The organism is Nocardioides albidus (assembly GCF_006335005.1).
GTDB lineage: Bacteria > Actinomycetota > Actinomycetes > Propionibacteriales > Nocardioidaceae > Nocardioides > Nocardioides albidus.
Window position 1 is genome coordinate 218,109 of sequence record NZ_VDMP01000027.1, and the last position, 23,434, is coordinate 241,542.

13 protein-coding genes, 1 tRNA gene and 1 pseudogene are annotated in these 23,434 nt (G+C 71.2%); 3 read left to right on the forward strand and 12 right to left on the reverse strand.

The window, feature by feature from the left end:
• A pseudogene (locus FHP29_RS22990) lies at positions 1 to 272 on the forward strand (L-2-hydroxyglutarate oxidase); the annotation flags it as partial.
• 60 nt (positions 273 to 332) lie between these two features.
• Here the strand turns inward: FHP29_RS22990 and FHP29_RS19460 are convergent.
• Positions 333 to 5,690 carry a sortase domain-containing protein gene (locus FHP29_RS19460; protein ID WP_139624522.1) on the reverse strand — a complete coding sequence of 1,786 codons (5,358 nt, stop codon included), beginning with the start codon at positions 5,688 to 5,690 and terminating at the stop codon, positions 333 to 335.
• Between the two features lie 463 nt (positions 5,691 to 6,153).
• The gene (locus FHP29_RS19465) at positions 6,154 to 6,645 is read right to left on the reverse strand and encodes a YajQ family cyclic di-GMP-binding protein (RefSeq protein ID WP_139624523.1); all 492 of its coding nucleotides are present in this window, start codon (positions 6,643 to 6,645) and stop codon (positions 6,154 to 6,156) included.
• 99 nt (positions 6,646 to 6,744) lie between these two features.
• Here FHP29_RS19465 and FHP29_RS19470 point away from each other — a divergent pair.
• A tRNA-Tyr gene (locus FHP29_RS19470) sits at positions 6,745 to 6,826 on the forward strand.
• An 89-nt stretch (positions 6,827 to 6,915) separates the two neighbouring features.
• Here the strand turns inward: FHP29_RS19470 and FHP29_RS19475 are convergent.
• The 10 genes from FHP29_RS19475 to FHP29_RS19520 all read right to left on the reverse strand — a co-directional run bounded on the left by FHP29_RS19475 (position 6,916) and on the right by FHP29_RS19520 (position 21,789).
• The gene (locus FHP29_RS19475; protein WP_158296650.1) at positions 6,916 to 7,635 is read right to left on the reverse strand and encodes a response regulator transcription factor; all 720 of its coding nucleotides are present in this window, start codon (positions 7,633 to 7,635) and stop codon (positions 6,916 to 6,918) included.
• A 172-nt stretch (positions 7,636 to 7,807) separates the two neighbouring features.
• Positions 7,808 to 8,530: a GAF and ANTAR domain-containing protein gene (locus tag FHP29_RS19480; protein ID WP_139624525.1), complete on the reverse strand. Its 723-nt coding sequence runs from the start codon at positions 8,528 to 8,530 to the stop codon at positions 7,808 to 7,810.
• A gap of 89 nt (positions 8,531 to 8,619) precedes the next feature.
• Positions 8,620 to 9,321 carry an ANTAR domain-containing protein gene (locus FHP29_RS19485; protein ID WP_139624526.1) on the reverse strand — a complete coding sequence of 234 codons (702 nt, stop codon included), beginning with the start codon at positions 9,319 to 9,321 and terminating at the stop codon, positions 8,620 to 8,622.
• Positions 9,322 to 9,427: 106 nt separating this feature from the next.
• A complete protein-coding gene (locus tag FHP29_RS19490) occupies positions 9,428 to 11,398 on the reverse strand; it encodes a hypothetical protein (RefSeq protein ID WP_139624527.1) in 1,971 nt (656 codons plus the stop codon).
• Between the two features lie 62 nt (positions 11,399 to 11,460).
• Positions 11,461 to 12,903, reverse strand: coding sequence for a sugar transferase (locus FHP29_RS19495; RefSeq protein WP_139624528.1), 1,443 nt, complete (start codon positions 12,901 to 12,903; stop codon positions 11,461 to 11,463).
• Complete coding sequence (locus FHP29_RS19500) at positions 12,900 to 13,403, reverse strand: glycosyltransferase (RefSeq protein ID WP_139624529.1); 504 nt, start codon at positions 13,401 to 13,403, stop codon at positions 12,900 to 12,902. Before FHP29_RS19500 ends, FHP29_RS19495 begins: the two co-directional genes overlap by 4 nt.
• A complete protein-coding gene (locus tag FHP29_RS19505) occupies positions 13,400 to 13,849 on the reverse strand; it encodes a glycosyltransferase family protein (protein ID WP_139624530.1) in 450 nt (149 codons plus the stop codon). Before FHP29_RS19505 ends, FHP29_RS19500 begins: the two co-directional genes overlap by 4 nt.
• Before the next feature lie 109 nt (positions 13,850 to 13,958).
• A complete protein-coding gene (locus tag FHP29_RS19510) occupies positions 13,959 to 14,645 on the reverse strand; it encodes a response regulator (RefSeq protein ID WP_240044621.1) in 687 nt (228 codons plus the stop codon).
• Complete coding sequence (locus FHP29_RS19515) at positions 14,645 to 16,051, reverse strand: sensor histidine kinase (protein WP_139624531.1); 1,407 nt, start codon at positions 16,049 to 16,051, stop codon at positions 14,645 to 14,647. The genes FHP29_RS19510 and FHP29_RS19515 overlap by 1 nt, the downstream gene beginning before the upstream one ends.
• A 308-nt stretch (positions 16,052 to 16,359) precedes the next feature.
• Entirely contained in the window at positions 16,360 to 21,789 is a 5,430-nt protein-coding gene (locus tag FHP29_RS19520; protein WP_139624532.1) for a PKD domain-containing protein, read from the reverse strand.
• A 339-nt stretch (positions 21,790 to 22,128) separates the two neighbouring features.
• Here FHP29_RS19520 and FHP29_RS22995 point away from each other — a divergent pair.
• Positions 22,129 to 23,434 (forward strand): YveK family protein (locus FHP29_RS22995; RefSeq protein WP_240044622.1); only part of this gene is annotated, 1,306 nt, incomplete at its 3' end.

Below are 23,434 nucleotides of genomic sequence, written 5' to 3' on the forward strand. Positions count from 1 at the left end.
GCGTCTCCGAGCTGCGCGGCGTCCTGTCGCGCACGGCCTACATGCGCGGCGCCCAGCGCTACGTCCCGGCCATCGGTCCGCACGACGTCGTCCGGGCCGGCCTCGGCCTGCGCGCCCAGGCGGTCGGGCCGGACGGCTCCCTCGTCGACGACTTCGTCATCCACGAGGCGAACGGCGTCACCGCCGTCCGCAACGCCCCGTCTCCGGCGGCGACCTCCAGCCTCGCGATCGCGGAGTACGTCGTCGACCGGATGACGAGCTCGACGGGGTGAACGGACAGGGTCCCGGCCGCCGTTCGGCGACCGGGACCCGGTGTCGGATCGGCTGAGCTCTCAGCCGACGAGCTTGGCGAACGCCAGGCTGCGGTAGCGGTACTTCCCTCCCGGGCCGAGGGCCCACCGGTTGCAGGTGGTCAGCACGATCTGCGAGGGACCGAGGTTGCTCTGCAGCTTCGACATCTTCTTCTCGGAGAGGTTGAGCGGCGCCTTGGCGATGGCTCGGGTGACCCGGTAGGTCAGCACCTTGCCCGACGCGAGCTCGACCTGCACCGTCGCACCCTTGCGCAGCCTCGGCAGCCGGTTGCCCGCCGCCCAGCCGCTGCGGTTGGAGTGCAGCGCGACCAGGACCGAGCCGGAACCGCCGGGCTCACCGTCGCCCCGCCAGAAGAACGCCTGGCCGAGGGCCGTCGGGTTGAGCGGCACCCGCGGGGTCATGGTCGCCCGCATCTGGGCGGCGACCCCGCTCGACGGCACGACCAGCCGGCCGCCGGCCCACGCGGTGCGCTGACCGGTGACGGGTGCGACCGCGGCGACCTTGCAGCCACCCTTCACCTTCGCCTTCGCCAGCTGGCCGCCACCCTCGGAGGTGACCCGCACGACGGAGCCGATCCGCAGCCCGGTGAGGTGCACGTTGCGGGTCTCGCCCGGCTGCAGCACCACGGTGCGCGTGATCTTCTTGCCCTTCTTCTTGCCCGCGCGGATCCGGACCGTGCCCGGAATGGTCGAGGTGCTCGCGTTGACGGCCGTCACCAGCGCCTCGCCGTACCGCGGCGTGACGCAGGCCGCCTTGACGCCGGCCTGCAGCGAGAGCCGCTCGCCGCCGACCTGACCCGGCATGCAGACCGTCACCTGCTCGGGCGCCTTCTGCTGGGTCTCCACGATGGTGGCCGTGTTGGTGTAGGTCTTGCACTGGCCGGCGACCGCAGGAAGCGTGAGCGCGTAGCCGAACGTGGTCGGCGTGCCCTCGGCGTTCCAGGTCGCCGTCCCGAGCGTCGCGGGGGCGCCCACGGTGCCCGCCTTGTCGTCGGTGACGGTGACCTCGCGGTTGGTCTCGGTGCCCACGAGGAAGGCGACCGGCGTCTGGGCCACGACGGGCGAGCCCTGTGCCCAGGCGATGGAGACCGTGGCCGTCCCGTCGACGTACCCACTGTCGGCCAGGGTGCACGTGATCGGCACGGTGACGGTCTTCCCGGCCGGCACGGTCACGGGCGAGCCCTCGGCGACGCAGGTGGCGGGAGAGCCGACCGAGAGCGTCACCGACACCTCGGCGGAGAGGTCCTTGAAGTCGTTCGGGTTGGTCACGTCGACCGAGCCCGAGGCCCTCCAACCGTCGTCGGTCGGCGTCCCGGGCGTTGCCGAGACCTTGTAGTTGATGGTGGCCTTCCCGTCGGCGCCGGCCTGGATCTGGGTCTGGTCGGCCTCCTTCGCGATCGACCACGGGTAGGTGCGGTCGAAGCCCCCGGCCACTTCCGGAGCCGCGCTCGGCGTCTGGACGACGCAGAGCTCGACGCTGTCGGTGGCGGTCTGGTCGGTCTGCTGGATGGTGGCGATGTTCGGGTACGTCGTGCACGTGCCGGCGACACCGGTCTTGTTCACGGTGTAGGTGTACTTGAACGGGCCGCTGTCCCAGGTCGTGGTGCCGAGCGGGGTGCTCGCACCGGGCACGGTCTTGTCATCGACCACGTCGACCGACTTGTTGGTCTCCTGGTCGACCAGGAGGGTCAGGGGCGCGGTGCCGGTGGCGGTCGCGTCCTCGTCATCCGGGTCGGTCCAGCTCGCCGTCGCGGTGTTGGTGCCGGTGTACGCCGCGGGCTGGGTCGCGAAGGTGCAGGCGTAGCCGAGCACCACCTTGGCCCCCGGGGCGAGGTCGACGTCGTTGCCGTTGGTGACGGTGCAGACGCCGCCGGTCACGCCGGACAGCTGGTCGGTGACGTCGGCGACGATGCCGCCGTCGTCGTACGTGTTGGGGTTGTGCACGGTGATCTCGCCGTGTGCCTCCCAGCCGGAGTCGACGAAGCCGTCCTTGGTGACGTCGACGGTGTAGTGGAAGTCGTAGCTCTGGCCGTCACGGATCTCGACGGTGGTCTCGTCCGCCGCCTTGGCGATCTTCCACTTGTAGAGGCGGTCGAACGTGCCGGCCGCGTCCTTGGTCACCTTCAGGGGAGCCTCACGGCAGACCTGCACCTCCACGGTGTCGGTCTGGGCCGTCTCCTTGATGGTGGCGGTGTTGTCGTACGGCGTGCAGACGCCGAGCGTGCCGTCCGGTGCCGTCCAGTCGTACTCGAACTTCTTCGCGCCGTCGCTCCAGTCGGCGGTGCCGAGGACGCCGTCGGTGTACGGCGGGTTGGGGGCGTTCGGGTCGGTCACGGTGATCGTCTTGTTGACGTCGGAGACCTTGGCGAAGGTCACGTCCACCACGGTGCTCACCGACTTGTCGCCGAAGGTCGCCTTGGCGGTGTTCGTGCCGTCCGGGTGGGTGGTGGGATCACCGGTGCAGCTGTAGGCGACGTCGGTCGTCTTGCCGGGGTCGACCGTGATGGTCGCGTCGCCGGAGATGGTGCAGGTCCAGCCCGCGACGCCGGAGACGTCGGTCACCGTCGTGGTCAGTGCCTTCGTGGCCGACGGGTTCTCGACCGAGATCGTGCCGGTCCAGGTCGACGTGCCGTCGGTGAATCCGTTCGGGGTCACGGTGACGCTGTAGTGGAACGTCGCGGTGCCGTCGGGGCCGATCTCGACCGAGCTCTTGTCGACGGTCTTGTCGATCAGCCACTTGTAGGTGCGGCCGTACTCCGCCTTCACCGACTTGGTGATCTCGGGGCGGCACACCTCGGTGGTGACCGTGTCGGAGATGTCGGTGCCGGTGATGGAGGCCTTGTTGGCGTACGTCGTGCACGCGCCTGCTGCGAGCCCGGTGTCGAGCTGGACGGAGGCGTCGATCGTGACGGTGTGCTCGGCGTTGCTGTTCCACACGTCGACCCAGTTGAGCTGGGACGGGTCGAGCGTCACGGTCGTCGGGTCGCCGCCGGCCTTCGTGATGGCGTCGGTCAGGTCGATGACCTTGTTGGCCGGCGTCTCGGTGGTCTCGCTGTCCTCGACCGTGTTGTTGCCGCTCGCGGTGCCGCTGGGCGAGAAGAACGCGGCCTTGTCCCAGGTGGCGGTGGCCGTGTTCGTGCCCTGGTAGTTGTCCGGCCACGATCCCGCCTCGAGCGTGCAGGTGTAGGCGAGCACGAGCTTGTCGTTCTTCGGGATCACCGCGTCGTCGCCGTCGGTGACGACGCAGGTCACGTCCTCGCCGTTGAGGGTGAAGACGTCGGTCACGTCGGCCGTCACGTCCCAGTCGTTCGGGTTGTTGACGGTGATCTCGCCGGCGAGGGTCGGCTGCGAGTCGGTCGTCGGCAGCGCCTCGACGTCGATCTTGTAGTCGACCGTGGTCTTGCCGTCGTCGCCGACGAAGACGCTGGCCGGACCGGACTTGTCGAGCGCCCAGTTGTAGGTGCGGTCGTAGGCCACGCCGACGGACTTCGAGACCGTCAGGTCACGTCCGACGCAGACCGTCACCGACGCGCCGTCGTCGCGATCGGTGTCGGAGTCGATCTCGGTGACCGTCGCGGTGTTGTCGTACGTCGTGCACTTGCCCGGCGTACCGGCGAACGTCAGCGGGTAGCTGAAGACCTTCTGGTGGTTCGCCATCGCCCACACGTCGTCCCACGACAGGGTGCCGAGGCTGCCCTTGCGCGTGTCGGTGACGTCGACGGTCTCGTCGGTGCGGCTGGTGCGCTCGAAGGTGTAGTCCTTCGTCGCGCTCGCGGTGCCCTGCGGGGCGTTGGCGGGGTCGTCGACATCGCTCTGGGTCTGCGGGTACGTCGCGCGGCTCCAGGTCAGCGTCGCGGTGTTGGTGCCGACGAGGCTGGCCGGCTGCGCCGCGTAGGTGCAGGTGTAGCCGAGCGTGGTCGGACCGGCGGCGAGGGTGCGCTGCTGACCGGCCGTGCCGGCGTCCGCGTCGGTGCCGGCGACCGTGCATGCCGTGTTGTCGGAGAGCACGTCGGTGACGGTGACCGTCATCGAGCGGGGGTTGGGGTTGTCGATGCTCAGGTCGCCCTTGACGACGTAGTTGCTGGTCTGCTCGGGCCCGGCGGTCACGGTGACGGTGTAGTTCGGCGTCGCCGACGTGCCCTCGGGCACGTTCCACTCACCCTTGTCGACCGTCTTGTCGATCGTCCAGTCGTAGCTGGCGGCGTACGTCGCAGCCGCGGTCTTCGTCATCGTCGGCGGGAGCCACTTGTGCGGGTCGGAGAAGTTGATCGTGACGCTGCCGGCCTGGCCGACGATGACCTGCTGGGTCCGGTCGGCGACCGGCGGCAGCAGCATGCCGGTCGGCGGTGCCGTCTCGGTCACGGTGTAGGTCCCGGGCTCGACCGGGTTGATCACGATGACGCCGTTCGCGGCGTTGTCAGCGTCGCCCGCGCCGCCGTCGGTCACGCTCAGCGATCCCGTCTGGGGTCCCGGCGCCGGGGTGGGGTTGGGGCTGATGGAGAAGGTGGCCCCGGGTGCCGGGTTGCCCTGCGGGTCGCGCTTGTTGATCGTGAGCTTGCCGCAGGTGGAGGGGACGTTGACGTCCGCCACCACGTAGTCCGTGAGGGAAGCGCTCGGCGAGCTGGAGCTGCGCGAGCGCATGTTGACGGTGCCGTACTCGTTGGAGCAGGTGCCGGCGGGGAAGAGGGCCGAGAGGTTCAGGGCGCCCTCGCCGAAGAGCTTGTCCGCGCTGATCGCGCCCTCGAACGCGCCGGTGGGGACGGCGACCTCGCACCAGCCGGCAGGCGGGTTGTAGGCGGGGTTGGCGACCTCGGTGCAGTTGTTGCCCCAGGAAGAGCTGGACTTCAGCGTCCACAGGTAGGCGTGGGTGATCTCGAAGCCGCCGTTGCCACCCTGCTGCACGTCGATCATCAGGTCGTTGACGGAGCGGACCGGCCGGGCGGGGAGGTTCGTCGAGTTGTCGAGCTGGTTGAACTCGATGTCGTAGTTCACCGTGCCCTCGTTGGCCGCGCGCCGGAAGGCGAAGTAGGCGAAGACGTCGCCGCCGACGGTGTTCTGGTGGACCCAGGCGTCGGTGAAGTCGTCCTTCTTGGGGGCGATGGCGATCGCGTTGTCCCAGGTCGACGGGTGGTCGAACTCCTTCTCGTTGTTGTACTGGGTGCCGTCGTCAGCGCCGTCGGGGAGGTGCTGGCCGGCGTTGTCCCAGTCGAAGTTGCCCGGAGTCGTGACGGCGGTGTCGCCGTCGATCTCGAAGCCCCCGATGACGCCCAATGCCGCGACGGAGGCGACGCGCGCCGGTGCGGCGGCGGGAGCCGAGGTCGCCGGAACCGCGACCGAGACGCAGGCCATCGCCGTGGCGATGACCAAGCCTCGCCACATCCGTTGTCTGTGGGAGGACGTGGGTCGCCTGTGCGCCCCGGAGCCTCGCCGCTGCGTGCCGACTCGCCTGAAATTGGACATGCCGATCTACCCCCACGACGTGGCGGCCCGAGAGCGGCGCCAGGACCACTCCGACACGTCAAACCCAGAGCCACCGGCTTGTCCGGTAGCAGTTCCCCGTATGCGGCGCAACCCCCCTTCGGTTGCACCTTTTGGGACTATAGGCCCGGGTTCGGCGGTCGGGGGTCGTTTTGTCGACAGCCTTCGGTAAAGAAAACGAGGCGGCCTCGGATCTGGTCACGGGGGCGGCCTGGGAGGCGAGCTGGAACCGTCCGGGGGCGGTTTCACCACGGGATGTAGGCGAAGCGTCGCTCCCCGTGCGGAGCTCCGCTGCAGGAGTGACTGTTCGGCTACATCCCGTGATGAAACCGCGCCGACCGACCGACCGACCGGCCGAGCGGCGTCAGCGGTAGTTGGTGAACTGCACCGCGAAGTCGTAGTCCTGCGCCTTGACGAGGGCCTGGACGGCCTGGAGGTCGTCGCGCTTCTTGGAGGAGACCCGCAGCTCGTCGCCCTGGATCTGCGCCTTGACGCCCTTGGGACCCTCGTCGCGGATCAGCTTGGAGACCTTCTTGGCGTCCTCGGAGCTGATCCCCTCCTTGAGGGTGATCGAGATCTTCGAGACCTGGCCGGACTGGCGCGGCTCGGAGGCGTCGAGGATCTTCAGTGACTGGTTGCGCTTGATCAGCTTGTCCTGGAAGACGCTGAGTACGGCGCTGGCCCGGTCGTCGGCGGAGGCGCTGATCTCGATCGCGTGCTCGCCCTTCCACTCGATCGTCGCGCCCGTGCCCTTGAAGTCGAAGCGGGTCGAGATCTCCCGCGCCGTCTGTCCGAGGGCGTTGTCGACCTCCTGGCGGTCGATCTTGGAGACGATGTCGAAGGAGGAGTCGGCCATGGGATGTCACCTTCGCTGTTTTCGGTTGGGAGGGACTGCTGCGCTATTGTTTCGCGTCGTGGTCCGGTCGCCAAACGGCGGCCCGGGTCACAAACCCGAGGCAGGTTGCCCGAGCGGCCAATGGGAGCGGACTGTAAATCCGTCGGCTTTGCCTTCGAAGGTTCGAATCCTTCACCTGCCACGGCATGAGAACCGCCCCTGGCTCGCGGAGACGCGGGCCAGGGGCGGTTCGCGTTCCCGACGCGCGGCCGACCAGCGACCGAGGAACGGCTAGCGGCCTTCGCCCCCTCGCGCGCGCGTCGGCTCCCAGCCCACGTGGTAGGCGGCGCCGACGGCCGCGATCTGCGAGCCGACCTCGAGCTTGGACAGGATCGACTTGACCTGGCTGCGAACGGTCGCCTCCTCGACCACACGTGTGCGCGCGATCTCGCGGACCTGCTCTCCGTGCATGAGCGCGTCGAGGATCTCGGACTCGCGGGCGGTCAGTCGACCGAGACGGCTGCGGATGGCGCGGACCTGCTCTCGCTCCGTCTCGGCCGCGGCGATCAGGCTCGCCCGCTGCTCGGGGGTCATCAGCGGCAGTCCCTCCCCGACGCGGCGAGCGATGGACACCACCTGCCGGACCGAACAGGTCTTGTGCAGGACGCCCTTGGCGCCCTTCCGGACGGCCTCGCCCCACCGGGACCGGTCGACGGACTGCGTGAGCAGGACGACCGTGGCGCCGGCCGTCGTCATCGGCGAGATCAGGCGCGTGCCGTCGCCGAGCCGTCCCAGGTCCGGCTCGAGCAGGACCAGCCGCCCGGCGTTGCGCAACGCGGCGGCGAGGACGGTGGTGAGCGAGGCGTGCGACGGGCCGAGCCGCAGAGGAGTGACCAGGTAGCCCTCCTGCTCCAGGATCGTCGCCAGCGAGTCGGCGAAGGTCAGGTGGTGATCGATGATCGTGATCCGCATCGCGCGCGAGGGCGTGCCCGGACGTCTCGACCCGAGCACGACCGAACCTGAGAGGGCCGCGGGCCGCGAGTCGAAATGATCCTCCATGTCCACCCCTGGGCGTGCGTCGATGACGTCTCGCGGGGGCAGGGCGGCTTCACCACCTGTGTACCAGCAGGCAGCCGGATTCACCAGGGGGTTCGCCAGGGGGAAGGTCCTCGACGGAGCGCGCTCAGGAGCGTCGGAGATCCGCCTCGGTCAGCCTCCGCTCGACGACGCGTCGAGCCACGTCCTTGACCGCCTGACGGTGGCGGCGGCTGTAGGCCCGCATCAGCTGGAAGGCGTCGTCGACGTCGATCCCGGCGGACGCCATCAGCACTCCCTTGGCCTGCTCGATGAGCACCCGGTTGTCGAGAGCGGTCTGGAGCTGCTCGGCGATCAGTCCGGCCTGCCGGACCGCACGCTCCTGGAGGAGCCCGATGGTCGCGACGTCGGCCAGGGCCTGGCCTACCGCCAGATCGCCGTCACTCAGGGGCGAGTCGGCATGGCAGAAGAGGTTCATCGCGCCGACGACGGAGTTGCGCAGGCGCAGCGGGATGGCGTGCGCGGACCGGAAGCCCACCTCCTCCACGGCGGCGCTAAACCGGGGCCACCGAGCACGGAACCGGTCGGACGGGACGTTGACCACGGCGCGACCGGTCGCGAGACAGTCGAGGCAGGGACCCTCGTCGTTCTGGAGCTCGAGGAGTTCGAGGACCTGGGCCCGATCGCTCGTCGAGGCGACCACATGCAGCACGCCGTGCGCGGCGGTCAGGATCACGCCGGCGGCGTCGGCGGCCAGGAGCTCGACCGTCCGCTCGGTGAGCGTCGACAAGAAGTCGAGCGCGTCGAACTCGTCGATCAGGGTGTCGGCGAGCTCGACGAAGACCTGGGTCAGCCGCTGCTCACTCGCCATGGCGGCGCGCTCCTTCCGGGATCGTGGACAGGCGCCGGCGTGCGGTGCCGTGGCCCATGCCGTGGCCCATGCCGTGGTCAATGCTGTGATCAGTCATCGTCAGCCTCGGGGTGGAGGCGCAGTCGACCCGAGAGGACCTCGCGCGCGATGTGCACCAGAGCCTGGTCCGTCGCGAAGGCGTGGGCACGCAGGAGCAGCAGCGCGTCGACCGTGCCGACCGAGGCCTTCACCGCCAAGAAGCCCGTCGCCTGGTGGACCACGGCGCGGTAGACCATCGGCTCGTCGAGGTCGGGATGGAGCGTCTCGGGCCACATCTGATCCTGAAGATGGACGAGGATCCCCACGGCGGCGCCGGCGTAGGCGTGGGTCGTGGCCGTACGGTGCTGGTCCAGGGGTCCGCGCGACGAGCGGTACACGCACAGGCTGCCGAGCCCGACGCCGGAGAGCCGCAGTGGTACGGCGGTCACCGCGACGATCCCTTCCGCGAGTGCCGCCGAGGCGAAGCTCGGCCACGGCGTCAGGACGGCCCCGGTGAGGTCGTCGTGGGCGATGGTGTGCTGGGCACGGGAGGCTTCCAGGCCGGGGCCCTCGCCCAGGTCGAACTGGATCTCCTCGAGCCGAGAGGCCAGCGGTCCCGACGATCCGATCACCGCCTGGTGGCCGGCCTCGCTCATCAGCGTCATCGCCACGGCGGCCACGCTGAGCGCGTGGGCGCACTCGACGCACAGCAACTCGGGCAGCGGCCGATCGGCTTCTCCGCGCGTGGTGATGGCGGTGAGGATCTGCGCCATCGTCCGCATGATGCCGCCCTTCGGGCCGGAGCGGTCTCGGGTCGATCGGCCGCTCACTCCACCGTAGCCCCGAGAGCGGCACCGGTGTCGGCGGCTGACACCCGGGTCAGGGTCCTTGGTAGAGGAACAGTGCCCGGGACGCCCATCCCGACCCCGCCGCCGCGATCAGGGCCGCGGTGTTGCCGACGGCGCCGTGGGCTCCCCAGTCGGCGCGGTTCAGCGAGCCGTCGGACCGGGCGAACCACAGCCTCCCGTCGGCCACGAACGCCCCCCGCACGGCGCTGTAGCTCACGCCCGTGACCGACGGCACCGAGAAGCGCTGCTGGCCCACCACTCCGGACTCGGCCTCGAAGGCGCGGCGGTGGAGCTGCGACGAGCCCGACTTGGTGAAGTAGAGCCAGCCGCGGTCGTAGAACAGGCTGGTGAGCACCGGGATGTCGCCGGCGTGCCAGTCGCTCTGGTAGGTCAGCTGGTCAGCGGTGGCGACCATCGACTCCGGACCGTAGCTCGTGCCGTCGAAGGTGCGGCGGCTCAGCACGCGGTTGGCGTACGCCGTGTAGAGGTCGCCGTTGATCATGAAGGCGCCGACGACGGTGCCCCAGCCGGTTCCGTTCGGGGCGTCGGCCGGCGCGGTCGCCTGGGTCCCGTCGAAGCCGAGGCGGACGAGCTGGGAGCCGCCGCTGGCGACCCGGTAGACCTCGCCGGGGAGGGTGCCCACCCGGCGTGCGGGCAGCGTCGCGCCCGACGACAGCGGGACGAACGCGACCCTGCGATGGGTCTCGCCGGCGAACACGTCGGTGTCGGACCCGACGAACAGGCCCTCGGGGGTGGCGATCATGTCGCGGACCCCGGCGCCGAGGGTGCGGGTCGGGTTCCACGAGTAGGGCATCCCGTTCGCGACGTCGAGCGCCGCGATCCCGGGCCGGGAGACCGCGCCCTGTCCGGCGGAGTCTCCGCGGGCGGGGTTGTTCTGCCAGCGCATGTGCCCGCCGGTGTAGACGACATCGTCGGTGACCTCGACACTCCAGGTGGTGTCGCCGCCGGTGTACGCCGTCCAGCTGGGCCGGACATTGCTGCCCGAGGCGCCGGACTCGAAGCGGGCCACGACATCGCAGCCGCTGGTGCCGGCCAGGCTGGCCGTGGCGCCGCCGTACGCACCGGTCGTGGAGATCACGAAGAAGGTGCCGTCAGGAGAGAACGCGACGTCGGTCATATAGGTCTCGAACGACGTGCTGCAGGGCGACTCGAACTGGGTCGTGTACAGGTTCGCGAGGGCCAGGGCGGGCCCGCCGATGTCGAGGACGGCGAACTGGTGCCGCCGAACGCCGTTGACGGTGTCGAAGTTGCCGACCGCCACGAGCCGCCCGTTGGCGGGGTCGGTCGCGATCTTCTGCACGTTGGTCGTGGTGCCGCGGTGCACGCCGGCGATGACGGCGGTGTAGAACGGGTCGCGCTCGCCGGTGGTCGCGTCGAGGGTGCCGAGCGCGCGACTGGGCCGGCCCTGCAGATGGGTGAATTTCCCGGCGACCCACAGGCGGTTGCCCGTCACCGAGACGTCTCGCACCTGACCGTTGATCGAGCCCGGCTGGAAGGCGGCGATCCGGGCGCCGGTCGTGATGTCGGCCCGGTAGAGACGGCTGACCGAGACCGGGGCGCCGGCCGAGGTCGCGCTCGTGAAGGCGCCGCCGATGTAGACCGAGGTTCCGTCCGCGGTCGGCTCGAGGGTGTAGACACGCCCGTTCGGGTTGGGAGCGAAGGTGGTGCTCACCTGGCCCGTGAATGCGTTGAAGGCGAACAGGTTCTGACGGGGGATGTCCGTCGAGCTCCCCGCGTTGCGGACCCGGGTGAACGTGCCACCGACGACGATCGTGTCGCCGACCCGGGCCATGGCGAACACATCGCCGTCCATGACGTGCGGAGTGAAGCCCGCCGGGTCGTCGTCGACGATCCGGCCCGACTGCGGGGCGGCATTGCCCGTGTCCGCCGCGAGCGCCGGTCGGGGTGTCGTGCCTGGGAGGAGCGTCGTGGCGAGGATCCCCGCCGCGAGGAGGATCCCGGTCGTTCTGCGGGCGATCATGGGTCCCATGTCACGCCTTCCGCTGATGGAGCGAATGACCCATATCGGTGAATTCGAGGGGCTCAGTAGGCGCCGCGGCCGCTGAGAACCGCCCGGGCGGTGCGGACGAGGATCCGGACGTCGAGGAGCAGCGACCAGTTGTCGACGTACTGCTGGTCGAGCCGGACGGTCTCCTCCCAGGACAGGTCGGACCGGCCCGAGACTTGCCAGAGGCCGGTGATTCCGGGCCGGACGACGAGGCGGTGGCGCACGTCGGGCTGGTAGGCCTCGACCTCGCACGGCAGCGCGGGACGCGGGCCCACCAGGGACATCTGACCGAGGACCACATTGATCAGCTGGGGGAGCTCGTCGAGGGAGGTGCGCCGCAGCCACCGGCCCACGCGCGTCACCCGGGGATCCCGGCGGATCTTGAACAGGGGGCCGCTCGCCTCGTTGAGGTCGACCAGGTCGGTGCTGGTGGCACCGCCGGCCAAGCCGCTCGACATGGTGCGCAGCTTCCACATGGTGAAGGGCACGTCGTTGCGCCCGACCCGGGTCTGCCGGAAGAACGCGGGGCCGGGTGAGTCGAGGCGTACGGCGATCGCCAGGGCGAGCAGCAGCGGAGCCAGGCCGAGCAGTGCCAGCGCCGCGACGGTCCGGTCCAGCGCGTGCTTGACGCAATGGGAGGGACCGAGCCGCCGAGGCGCCCCGAGGTGGAGCAGCGGCAGCTGTTCGCCGACGTCGAGGCGGGTGCGGCCGACCGGCGAGCTGAGGAGACCGGTCCAGACGAAGATGGCGACGCCGGCCTCCTCGAGGCTCCAGCACAGCCGCTGCAGGTCGGCGGCCGAGGTCGCCGGGTCGGGGGCGAGGATCACGGCGTCCGCGCCGATGACCCGGGCCGTCGGCGCACAGGCGGCCAGCCCCCTCACGACGGGAACGCCCGCCGGTGGCAGCGGGTCGGCGGCGTCGGCGGCGTCGGCGGACACACAGGCACCGACCACCTCGAAGCGGTGACTCCGGGACTCGCCGAGCCGGGCGAGCAGGAGCGGCAGCGTGTCCGCCCGGGCGGCCACGACGACTCGATGGGTCACGCCGCGCAGGTGGACGCCGCGCCGGGTGATCACGGCGACGGCGCCCCGCGCCAGCCCGCCGAGGCCCGCGGTCATGACGCACACGGCGGTCACGGTGCCGGCCGAGAGCGGATAGCCCACCGCGTCCGCCACCAGGAGGGTGCCGGTCGGCAGGACCAGGGCTGCCACCGCGAGGCGCCGGCAGCGGGCGCCCGGATGGCCGGGCAGTCGGTAGTCGCCGGTCGCCGCGACGGCCGCCAGCCACATCGGGACGAACAGGAACGCAGGTGCGACCCGGGCGACGGCGTCCACGACGACGGTGGCGCCGAGCACGACGAGGATGGCCGCCGACGCGTCGGTGAGCGCGAGCACCTGCCCGGCGCGAGGGAGTGCTTTCCGCGTCGTGGCCCGCCGGGCTGTCGGACGCCCGCCGGGTCGGGCGGCGATGACGGTCATCGATGCACGAGCCGCTCGACGAGCACCTCGAACCGGGCGAGCGTGGGTGTCGCGTGGTGGGCGGACTTCGGCCCGTGCCCGGTGAGTGTGGCGAGGGACAGGCGGCTGGCGAGCTCGCTCTCGTCGTACGCCGCGACGACGAGGCCGGTTCGCGCGACGAAGCGCACGAACCGCTGCTGGTGGTCGTCGACGTGCTCGCCGTGTCGCGGGTCGCGGGGGACGACGACCGGCAGGTGGCCGTGCTCCCGCGCGTCCATGATCGACCCCGGACCGCCGTGCGTGACGACCGCGCTCGCGTGGTCGAGCAGGTCGGCCATGGCCGCCGGACCGAGCAACGGGCTCCCGGCGAGCCGCGGTGGCAGCGGGGTGGAGCCGTGCTGCACGTGGAAGCGGAACAGTCCCTCCTCCTGCAAGGAACTCACCCAGGCCAGCAGCCGGTCGAACCGGTGGTGGTCGGTGCCGAGGAAGACCGCGACGAGCGGCGGCTGTGCTGCTGTCACCACAGTCCCCCGAGCAGGATCGACGAGCGGTAGAGGCGCTGCTGCTCGGGCCACTGGACCAAGAACAGGTCGGCGGCCGGACGGCACAGCTTGCCGGTGAGGGTGCGGGTCTCGATCCGGTCGTAGACCTCGAGATAGATCGTCGAGGTGTGCCGGCGGTGACGCAGCCAGAAGTAGGGCACCGCGACCGCGGCCCCCGTGGAGACGACGACGTCCGGGTCGTGCTGCCGGAGCACCCGGCGGGCCTGCACGGAGTTGCGGGCGAGGTTGAGCAGGTTGCGGGTCGTCGGGTGGTGGGCCCAGGTGACGTCCTCGCCCTCGAGCTTCGCCACGGCGTCGGCGGTGTCGAAGGTGACCCAATGCCGGTCGTGCTTCTCCCACCACGGGCGCAGGCACATCAGCTGGGCGAGATGGCCTCCTGAGGAGGAGACGAGAAGCACCCGCATGACGCGCTCCTGGAGGTGGTCGGCTTGATGGGCGCTCCCGACCCTAGGGACGCGCCGCAGCCGTGACATGCCCCAAATACGGCAAGTCTGGGCCGATCAGCGGGGCCCATCAGCCCTGCGGCGGATGCCAACCCACTCGGTACGCCGCGCCGACGACGGCGAGCTGCGAGGTCAGCTCCATCTTGGCGAGGATCGACTTGACCTGGGTGCGCACGGTCGCCTCGGAGACGACGCTGGACCGGGCGATCTCACGCACCGCCGCGCCGGCCATGAGCGCGCCGAGCACCTCCATCTCGCGACGGGTGAGGCTCTCGAGCCGGGTCCGGATCTCGCGGACCTCTTCGCGCTCCTGGAGCGCGAGGGCGATCAGAGCCTGGCGTTCGTCCGGGCTCATCAGGGTGAGTCCGTCGCGGGCGCGTCGTACGGTGGCGACGACCTCGTGCAACGGACAGGTCTTGACCAGCACCGTCTTCGCGCCTCGGCGCAGGCACTCGCCACGACGCGCCATCTCGCCACTGCCGGTGACGACCACGACCCCGATCCCCGCGGCGGCGAGCGGTGAGATCAGGCGCATGCCGTCGCCGAGCCGGCCGAGGTCGAGATCGAGGAGCACCACCTGCACCGCACTGCGCACGGCGGTCGCGAGGACGGTCGCCGGCGTGGCGTGTGGGTCGGACAGGTCGATCCGCCGCACCGTGTAGCCCTCGCTCTCCAGCGTCAGGGCGACGGACTCGGCGAACAGCACGTGGTCGTCGATGATCGCGATCCGCATCGGACGCGCGGGGGCCTTCGTCATCAGCCGACCTCCGCGGCCGCGCTCGGGGAGCGTGGGCCGGATCGCCGTACAGGGGCGATCAGGGTGGCAGGCCCGGTCGCCACCGTGCCCCGCTCCGCCGCAGGCAGGGTGACCACGAAGGTCGCGCCGCCCCACTGGGCGGCATTCCGGTCGTGGTCGAGGGATCCGCCCAGCTCGAGCATCAGTCGGTGTGCCCGCTGCAGGCCGATGCCCTGCCCGTGCGAGCTGGTACCGCGCACGCCCCAATGGAAGATCCGGTCGTGGAGGTGCGGCTCGATCCCCGGGCCCGAGTCGGAGACGCGCAGCTCGATGGTGTCGCCCACGGGCCGTGCGGTCACGGTGGTCCGCTGGCCGTGACCGTGTCGGCGCGCGTTGTCGAGCAGCACCCGCAGCACCTCGCTGAGCGCGTCGTGGCGGGTGACGACGTGATGCCCGCTGCGGTGCCAGGCCACCGGATGCCCGAGCGCCTCCTGCGCGACGACCAGCGGCTCCACCACGTCATCGACGCACAGGCGGGTCAGCTCCTCCGGCTCGTCCTGGTCGAACGCCCGGCCCATGCGGGCGGTCTCCGTCCCGACCATCTGCTCGAGCGCGCGGCGCCGGGGACCGGGAGGGACCCGGCCGCCGGCGAGCAGCTGGACGCCGGCCACGATCCCGGCGGTCGCCGAGCGCAGCTCGTGGACGACCTCACGATCGTGCTGCACGGTCGCCTCGGCTGCCGTCGCGCGCAGCAGGAGGGTCGCCTCCCGCGAGCGGGTGGCGAGCAGCGTCGAGAGCAGCAGGCTGGTGACCGTGGTCGCGAGGAGCGCGCTGCAGGCCACGACGCCGACGATGACAGCCGGAGGTGGCGAGGTCGCCTCTGCGGCCGTGGCTCCCAGTCGGGCCGCGAACAGCACGAACATGGCGCCACTGACCCGCAGGGCGGCCCACCGGGGCAACGGTGAGCGCAGCACCTGGAGCACCGCGGCGGCCACGAGGACGGTGATGGCCACGAGGACCGCGACATCGACGGGATGTCCCACGGTGAGGAAGGGCGTCGGATCGGCGAGCACGGCCAGCCGGCCGCCGAGGGCGACCGAGCCCAGCAGGAGGCCGGCCAGCATCGGGTTGAGCCGCGGCGGCTCGTCACGGCGCGCGCCGTCCGAGAGGACGGCCAGCACGATCAGGATGGTCACCAGGTGGCCGGCGGTGATCCGGTGGCTGAACCCGCTCCGCGACGGGTCGGTGATCGCGACGACCGTGAGCGGCAGGTCCTGGACCGCGACGAGGGTGGCCGCGGTCGCCAGCCTCGCTCGGATCCGGGACTGGGTGAGGCGGGCGTCGAAGGAAAGGACGAGGGCGCTGGCCAGCAGTCCGAGAGCGGCCAGGACCGTGCAGATGTTCCCCGCTGAGGCGAGGGGGTCCACCTGTCCGCCCTGAAGCAGCAGGACTGCGTAGGGGTGCAGCAACAGGACGGTGAGCAGTGCAGCCCATCCCAGGTGCGTCGTCGCGGAGGGGTCGTCTTCAGCTGATGCCGACCGTCCAGTGGCCGCCCGAGAGTGCGCCTTCCCCCCCAGGCGCCGGAACTGCTGACGGTCCGGATCGGGACCGGTCATGCGCCGATTATGCGCCGCCGCTCGTTCTCGGACTCAGCAACGGCCCGACGTACCCAAAATTGGGGCTCCGATGTGATATCAGCCCCCGTTCCGGCACCCCGGCGCGGGGGTCACGTGTCTCATGGCGCGGTCACGTCGACCGTGCGCGTCGTCGCCGTCGCGGCCCCCCACCCGTCGGTGACGGTCAGGGTGACGGTGTAGCTGCCGGCCGCAGGGAAGGTGTGTGCTGAGGAGGCGGTCGTGGTGACCGGCGTGCCGTCACCCCAGTCCCAGCGGTAGGTGATCGCGTCGCCCGTGTCCGGGTCCGCGGAGCCCACCGCCGAGAAGTTGCACGACAGTCCCGAGCACGCCGGCGGGTTCAGCACCGGGACCGGCGCCCGGTTGTCCGGGGGCACCGTGATCGTCACCGTCTGCGTGGCGGTCGCGGTGACGCCCCACTCGTCGCGCGCGGTGAGGACCACGGTGTAGGTGTTGGCCGTGGTGTAGGTCCGGGTCGGGACCGGTCCGCTGCCCGTGCCGTTGCCGAAGTTCCAGGAGTAGGTCAGCGTCGGGGCGTTCTCGTCCGTCGAGCCCCGGGCGTCGAAGCTGCACACATTGCGGGTGCAGCTCGCCGTGAAGCTCGCCACCGGCGGGTTGTTCGGCGGGTGGACCACCGTCACGTGGCGCTCATAGACGACGCTCACGAAGTTGTGGTGGTCGACGGCTCGCACCTGCACCGTGTAGGTGCCGGGCGGGATGACCGGGGTGGTGTAGGAGAAGTTGGAGCCGGGCGTGCCGGGGCTGTTGAGGAAGGCGGTGCGCCAGCTGGCAGTGGTGCTGGTGAACGTCCCGCTCGAGCTCATGTACTGGCCGAGCGAGTTGACGATCCCGACCTCGACCCGCTGCATCGCCTGGTCGTCCTCCGCGCGACCGCTCACGAAGATCTTGCCGTCGAGGAACTCCGTGCCCTCGATCGGGTTGAACAGCGCCTCGTTGAGCACCGGCGGCTGGTCGCCGGGGTAGATCGGATAGCGCGACGTGGCTCCCGTCGTCGACGGGTCCTGCTGGCCCGCGGTGTCGAAGGCGTACGCCGTCACCGCCCAGTCGCCCTGCGTCGGCAGAGAGACATCGAGCGTCCACGACGTGCTGGTGGCACCGGGGCTGGCCAGGGTGGCGTCGAGGGTCGCGAACGCTGCGGACAGCGTGCCGCCCGGCTGCAGGTACCGGTTGGTGTCTCGGTCCTGGATCGCGACGCCGACCCGGGCCACGCCCTTGTCGTCGGTGGCGGCCCCGGTCAGGTTCAGCTGGAGCACCTGCTGGCCGGTGATCGTCCCGGTCGGCGTGATCGTCGCGTTCGGCGGGGCGTCCCCGGGGATCTGGGCGTTGACGGTGAGTCGTCCCTGCATGGTGGACGGCGTGTTCAGGCCGATCTGGTCCTCCGCGCTGACCGTGAACGTGTAGCTGCCGGGACTGAGGTTGAAGGGCGTCGTGTAGCTCCAGTTGTAGCTCGCCTGGTCGAGGTTGACCGGGGAGACCCGGTAGGAGCCCGCGATCACGCTGGTGCCCCACGAGCCGTCGGCGGCGAGCCGCTCCCCGGTGGAGGTGTTGCGCAGCGTGATCGAGACCTCGTTGAGCGACTCGTCGTCGTTCGCGGACCCCGCGAAGGTGATCGGGCTGCCGGGGCTGACGGTGACCGGCTGCGCGGCCGTCGGCGGCACCATGCCGGCCGGCTGGGTGATCGAGACCGTCGGTGCCTGCCCGTTCTCGGTCACGATCCAGCGCCGGTCGCCGGTGTCGAGCGAGGACTGGCCGGCGGTGTCCGTGGACCTCGACTGGGCCCACCACTCGTCCTCGAAGGGCACGGTGATCTCGTAGGACCAGGTCGTGCTGGTCGCGCCGACCACGTCGGGCGTCACCTGGAAGGTGTTGTAGGTGCCCGACACCGTGCCGTCGTCCTGCAGGTAGCGGCCCTGGGTGTCGCGCAGGGTGAAGCTGACGCCGTTGACGCCGAAGTCGTCGGCCGCGGTGCCGGTGATGGTGAAGGTCATCTGGCTCTGGGGACTGGACGGTCCGGTGATGCTGGACGTCGGCGTCCGGTCGCTCGTCCCGAAGGTCTCGAACTTCTTCGCCGCCTTGGTGTTGTCGGCCGTGCCGTTGCCTGCGACGGCCCGTGCCCGCACGATGAGCTCCCGGTTGGCGGTCATGGTGACCGGCAGCCGCCAGGTGCGCGTCGTACCCGTGCCGGGGTCGAGGGCCGCGTTGAAGGTGTTGGTCGCGGTGCCGCCCCAGGTGGTCAGGTCGTCGTTGAGGTAGCGGTTCGACGAGCGGTCCATGATCTCGAGCTCGACCCGCTGGATCCCGCTCGCGGCGGTCGCCGTGCCGGTGATCTCGAAGGCCTCGTCGATCGGCTTGATCCGGCCCTCGATCGGGTCGGTGATCACGGTCTGCGTGCCGTTCTGTGCGGGCACGCTGGCGAAGTCGAAGAACGCGATGCGCCCGACGTTGTAGCTGCCCTTGGTGTTGCCGTCGCCGCCGACGAAGAGGCCCCGCGACGTCGCCTCGATGTGCTTGTCGCCCTCGTAGGAGTTGGAGGGCGCGACCCACTCCAGCGCATGGCCGTCCGCCGGGTCGATCGCCGCCAGGTGGAACCGCTTCACGACCGCGTCACCGAGTGCGTACGCCGAGAGGCCCTGGCCGGTGCCGTAGCCGACGTCGTCCAGGCCGGGCCACGGGATCGGCGCGGTCGCGGACTCCGCCCACTGGAAGTGGCCGCCGATGTAGATGCCGGCCTCGGTCGCCGCCACCGAGTAGACCGAGTCGAAGTGACGGGAGATCCAGGTCGGCTTCGCGTCGCTGTCCTCGTCGAGCTCGTAGCGGATCACGGTGTCGTTGATCGGCGGGCGGTCGCCGCCGGAGCCGCTGGTGACGACGAAGTAGGAGTCGTCCGGCGCGATGTCGCCGCCGTAGATGCGTTGGATGCCGCCCACGAACTGGAGGTTGTCCTCCCACAGGGTGGTCTTCCACGGCGTCAGCCTGTTGGTGCGGGTGTTGATGATCGCGATGCCGTAGCGGTCCTTGCCGTCGACCTGCCGTCCGGTGTGGACCACGAGCAGCCGCCCCTCGTCGTGGGTGAGCTTCAGCCGCTGCACGGCGAGCTCGCCGTTGGTGCCGATGCCGCCGGTGATGTCGTTGACGAAGTCGGTCCGGGGTGCGCCGGTCACGCCGTCGAGTGCGGCGAGGGCGCCGCGGGGCACGTTGTTGATCGTGCTGAACCGGCCGCCGGCGTACACCGTCGAGTTGGTGACCGCGAGCTCGTTGACCTTGCCGTTGGCGTTGGCCGTGAAGGCGTCGATCGGCGCGCCGGTCGTCGGGTTGAGTCGCGCGATCGCCTTCTTCGGCTGGCCGTTGACCGTTCCGAAGTTGCCGCCGATGTAGAGCTTGGTGCCGTCGGGGGAGGCCTCGACGGCGTCCACCCTGCCGTTGGTGAAGATGGGCCGGAAGCCCGTGTCGACCTGCCCGGTGCTCCAGTTGTACGCCGCCAGGAAGGCCTGGTTGACGATCGTGCCGTTGTTCGGCTGCCGGATCGAGGTGAACGTCCCGGCCACGTAGACGCGGGTGCCGACGACCTCGATGTCCCAGATCTCACCGCCGGTGATGGTGGGCTGGTTGGTGCGGGGCGCGTCGGGCACCAGTGCGGTGTGACCCGGCGGGGGGACGGGCAGCACCGCGGTCGCGGTGCTCGTGGCCGTGTCGGTGTGGCCATGACCGTCGTCGACCGTCAGCGTGATGGTGCGGGTGCCCGGCGTCGCGTAGGTGTGGGCGGGGCTCACGCCGGTCGCGCTCTGTCCGTCGCCGAACTGCCACGAGTAGGTGAGCGTGTCGTCCTCGTCCGGGTCGAAGGAGTGCGCGGCGTCGACCTCGCAGGTCAGGCCCGCGCATCCGGTGGTGAAGTCGGCGACCGGCGGCTCGTTGGTGGCCGTCGCGTCGACGCCCGGGTCGAGCACGATCGAGAAGAGCATGTCGCGCGACACCGACGTGCTGGTGGTGGCGGTGCGGCCGCCCAGCGGCCCGACCGGCAGCGGGCCGTCGGAGTCGCCGAGAATCCCGCTCACCTTGCCGGTGCCGGTGGCGGCCGCCTGGGTCCGCGTCGGCGTGCCGGCGGGCAGGGTCCACACGGTGTCGGTGGAGGACTTCTCGCTCCACAGGTTGACCAGCCACGAGTTGGCGTGGGCCGCGCTGACCCCCGGCGTCGTGTGGCTGGTGGACGGGGCGTCGGTACCCCCCAGCGCCGACGCCCCGACCACGGCTGGTCCGGTGCTGCGGTAGGCGGCCACCGTCATCACGGACTTCACGTAGGTGCTGGTCGTGACCGTGACCGTGCGGCCCGCGTCGGCCGCCGTCGCGCTGCGCGTCCAGGCGCGGCCCCGGATGCCGCTGCCGTCGCGCGACTGCAGCAGGTCCCAGCCCGCCAGCGCGGTGTCGACCGCCGCGGTGGTCGAGTTCGTGACCAGGAAGAGGACCAGGCGGTCGCCCGGCTTGACGGAGGCGGGGACGGTCACCGAGTGGCCGGGCCGATTGCCGGCGGTGCTGGCGGCGGCGACGTAGGTGACCTGGCCGGCCGTGACGGCGACGTCCGGGCTGACCTGGTGGCTCGCGGTGTCCTGGTGGCTGCCGTCGGTGACGGTGAGGGTGACGGTCCGCGGCCCCGCGGTGGCGTAGGTGTGCTCGGGGAGGCGTCCGGTGCCGGTGCTGCCGTCGCCGAAGTCCCAGGCGTAACCGAGGGTGTCGCCGTCAGGATCGCTGGATCCGGAGGCGTCGAACGAGCAGACCAGGCCGCTGCAGGTCGCGGTGAAAGCGGCGTCCGGCGGGTTGTCGGCGGCGTCGCCGGGGGCGATGACGACGGAGAAGGTGGCGCTGCGCGACGCTGTCGTGCTGGTGGTCGCGGTCCGGGCGGCGGCCGTGCCCGTGGGGACCGCGGCGCCCGCGTCGCCCCACACGCCGCTGATCTTGCCCGCCCCGGTGGTGGCCGCCGTGCCGCGCTCGGTGACTTCGGCGGGCAGCGTCCAGGTGGTGTCGGTGGAGGACTTCTCGGCCCACATGCTGACCAGCCACGAGCCCGCGGCTCCGACCGGGATGGCCGGTGCGACGTGGCTGGTGCCGGACGTGTTGGACCCGTCGGCGAGGGCGGTGACGACAGGGGCGAGGCCGGTGCTGCGGTAGGCGCCCACCGTCATCACCGACTTCGCCGACGCGCTCGTGGTGACGGTGACGGCGGTGCCGGCGTCGGCGGCGCTCGCCGTACGGCTCCAGAGCCGGCTGCGGATGCCGTCGCCGTCGCGTGCGGCGAGCGCCGTCCAGCCGGTCACCGTGTCGGCGATCGTGCTGGCCGTCGAGTTCGTCGTCAGCGAGAGCAGCAGGACGTCACCGGCCTGGACCTCGGCCGGCACGCGGACGGTGTGGGAGGTCCGGTTGCCCGCCGAGCTGGCCGCGGCGACGAACGAGATCTCGGGGGAGGCGGCCCGGGCGGCGGGCGTCAGGGACGCGATTGGCGCGAGTGCGGAGACGATCAACACGGCGATGGTGATGGGGACCACCGCCCGGGCGATGCGCCGCCACCGTCGGCTGGGGACCGGTTGACTCCGACTGGTGGTAGCTCTACGCATCCGCCTCACCCATCTCCGCACTCGCACGGCCCTCGGTCCGGAGGGCGCTGTGATCGTGTCAACCGGCCCGGCTCCCGGCATGACCGATATTGGGCAGGATTCGGGTCCGCCTGAACCCGGGTGGGCCGCCGTCCTGCCTGCCCATCCCACAAATTGGGGGTATCCGCCCACCTGCCCGCCGCGGGACCGACGCCGTGCGCATAGTGGGTCGGTCGTCGTGGGGACGACACCGACGTGGGAGGTGCGATGGGACAGCGCCGGATGCTTCGGCTCGCGCTCGTCGCGATGCTGGTGGCCGCGGTCGCGGCATCCGCGGCCGTGATGTGGGCCCGTCGTCTCCAGACCGAGCACGTCGCGACGGCGGTGATCATGGTGCACCCGCTGGAGGGCAACGCCTACAGCCCGGGCGGCCGCGGCGACGACCTCGTCAACCTCGAGACCGAGGCCCAGGTGCTGCGCTCGGACGCGGTGGCGCGCACGGTCCTCGACCAGCTGGGGGAGAAGGGCGAACCGAGCGACCTGCTCAGCGCGGTCGACGTCACCGTCCCGCCCAACACCCAGCTGCTGCAGATCACCACGCGCGGACCCGACGACGCGACCGCGGTCGCCCGCGCGTCGGCCTTCGCGGATGTCTATCTCCAGTTCCGCCGGTCGCGCACCGAGTCGGCCGTGTACGAGCGGACCTCCCGGATCGAGGAGCTCGTCGACCTGCGCGAGAGCGAGCGGGACGCCTCCGTGAAGCAGCTCGACGAGCTCGATCCGGACGCCCCCGAGCGGGAGCTGATCGAGCAGCAGGTCCAGGAGGTGGTCGTCCAGATCAGCTCCCTGCGCGCCCAGCTGGCCGCCGCCCAGGCCGTCGGCCTGGACCCGGGCCAGCTGGTCACGCCCGGCCAGCTCGTCGGTGCCGGTCCGTGGGCGGATCCGGTCCGCTCGGGCATCGCCGCCGGCGGTCTCGGCCTGCTCCTGGTGCTCTCGCTCGCGGTGGTCCGGGCCGGGCGCCCGGCAGCCGACGTCGTCCGCGACCTGGCCGACCTGGCCGACCTCGACCACCGCGACGGGGCTGGTGTGCCGGCACTGGGCGTGGTCCACACCCCGGTCCGAGCCGACAGCGACGTGATCGCCCAGACGCGGTCCGTGGTGCTCGCCGTCGGCTCGGACCGGCCCGCGGTGGTCGCGGTGGCGGCTCCCCGGCAGGGCGAGGTCCGGACCTTCGCCGCACTGGCCGACGCGTTCGCGCGAGCGCGCTACGAGGTCGTCGCGATCGACCTGACCGACCTCGCCGTCGTCGCCGCGATCTCGGAGCTGGTGCGTCAGGAGGCCGAGGTCGACGACGTCCTCCGCGCCGACGGCCACTTCCGCAACCACCTTCACCCGACCAGGCCCCGGCGGGCCGCGAGCGCGGAGGTCGCCGACTTCGGCCATCTCGCCGCCTCGGCGGAGATGCGACGCAGCCTCGCCGAGCTCGCCAAGCGGGCCGACCTCGTGCTGGTGCGGGCACCCGGCCTGGAGACCCCGGCCGGACGCGGCCTCCTGGCGGCCACCACCGCGCTCG

Coding starts and splice junctions, on each gene's coding strand:
- FHP29_RS19460 (WP_139624522.1), bottom strand. CDS start 5,690: ATGTGGCGAGGCTTGGTCATCGCCACGGCGATGGCCTGCGTCTCGGTC.
- FHP29_RS19465 (WP_139624523.1), bottom strand. CDS start 6,645: ATGGCCGACTCCTCCTTCGACATCGTCTCCAAGATCGACCGCCAGGAG.
- FHP29_RS19480 (WP_139624525.1), bottom strand. CDS start 8,530: ATGGCGAGTGAGCAGCGGCTGACCCAGGTCTTCGTCGAGCTCGCCGAC.
- FHP29_RS19485 (WP_139624526.1), bottom strand. CDS start 9,321: ATGGCGCAGATCCTCACCGCCATCACCACGCGCGGAGAAGCCGATCGG.
- FHP29_RS19490 (WP_139624527.1), bottom strand. CDS start 11,398: ATGATCGCCCGCAGAACGACCGGGATCCTCCTCGCGGCGGGGATCCTC.
- FHP29_RS19495 (WP_139624528.1), bottom strand. CDS start 12,903: ATGACCGTCATCGCCGCCCGACCCGGCGGGCGTCCGACAGCCCGGCGG.
- FHP29_RS19505 (WP_139624530.1), bottom strand. CDS start 13,849: ATGCGGGTGCTTCTCGTCTCCTCCTCAGGAGGCCATCTCGCCCAGCTG.
- FHP29_RS19510 (WP_240044621.1), bottom strand. CDS start 14,645: ATGACGAAGGCCCCCGCGCGTCCGATGCGGATCGCGATCATCGACGAC.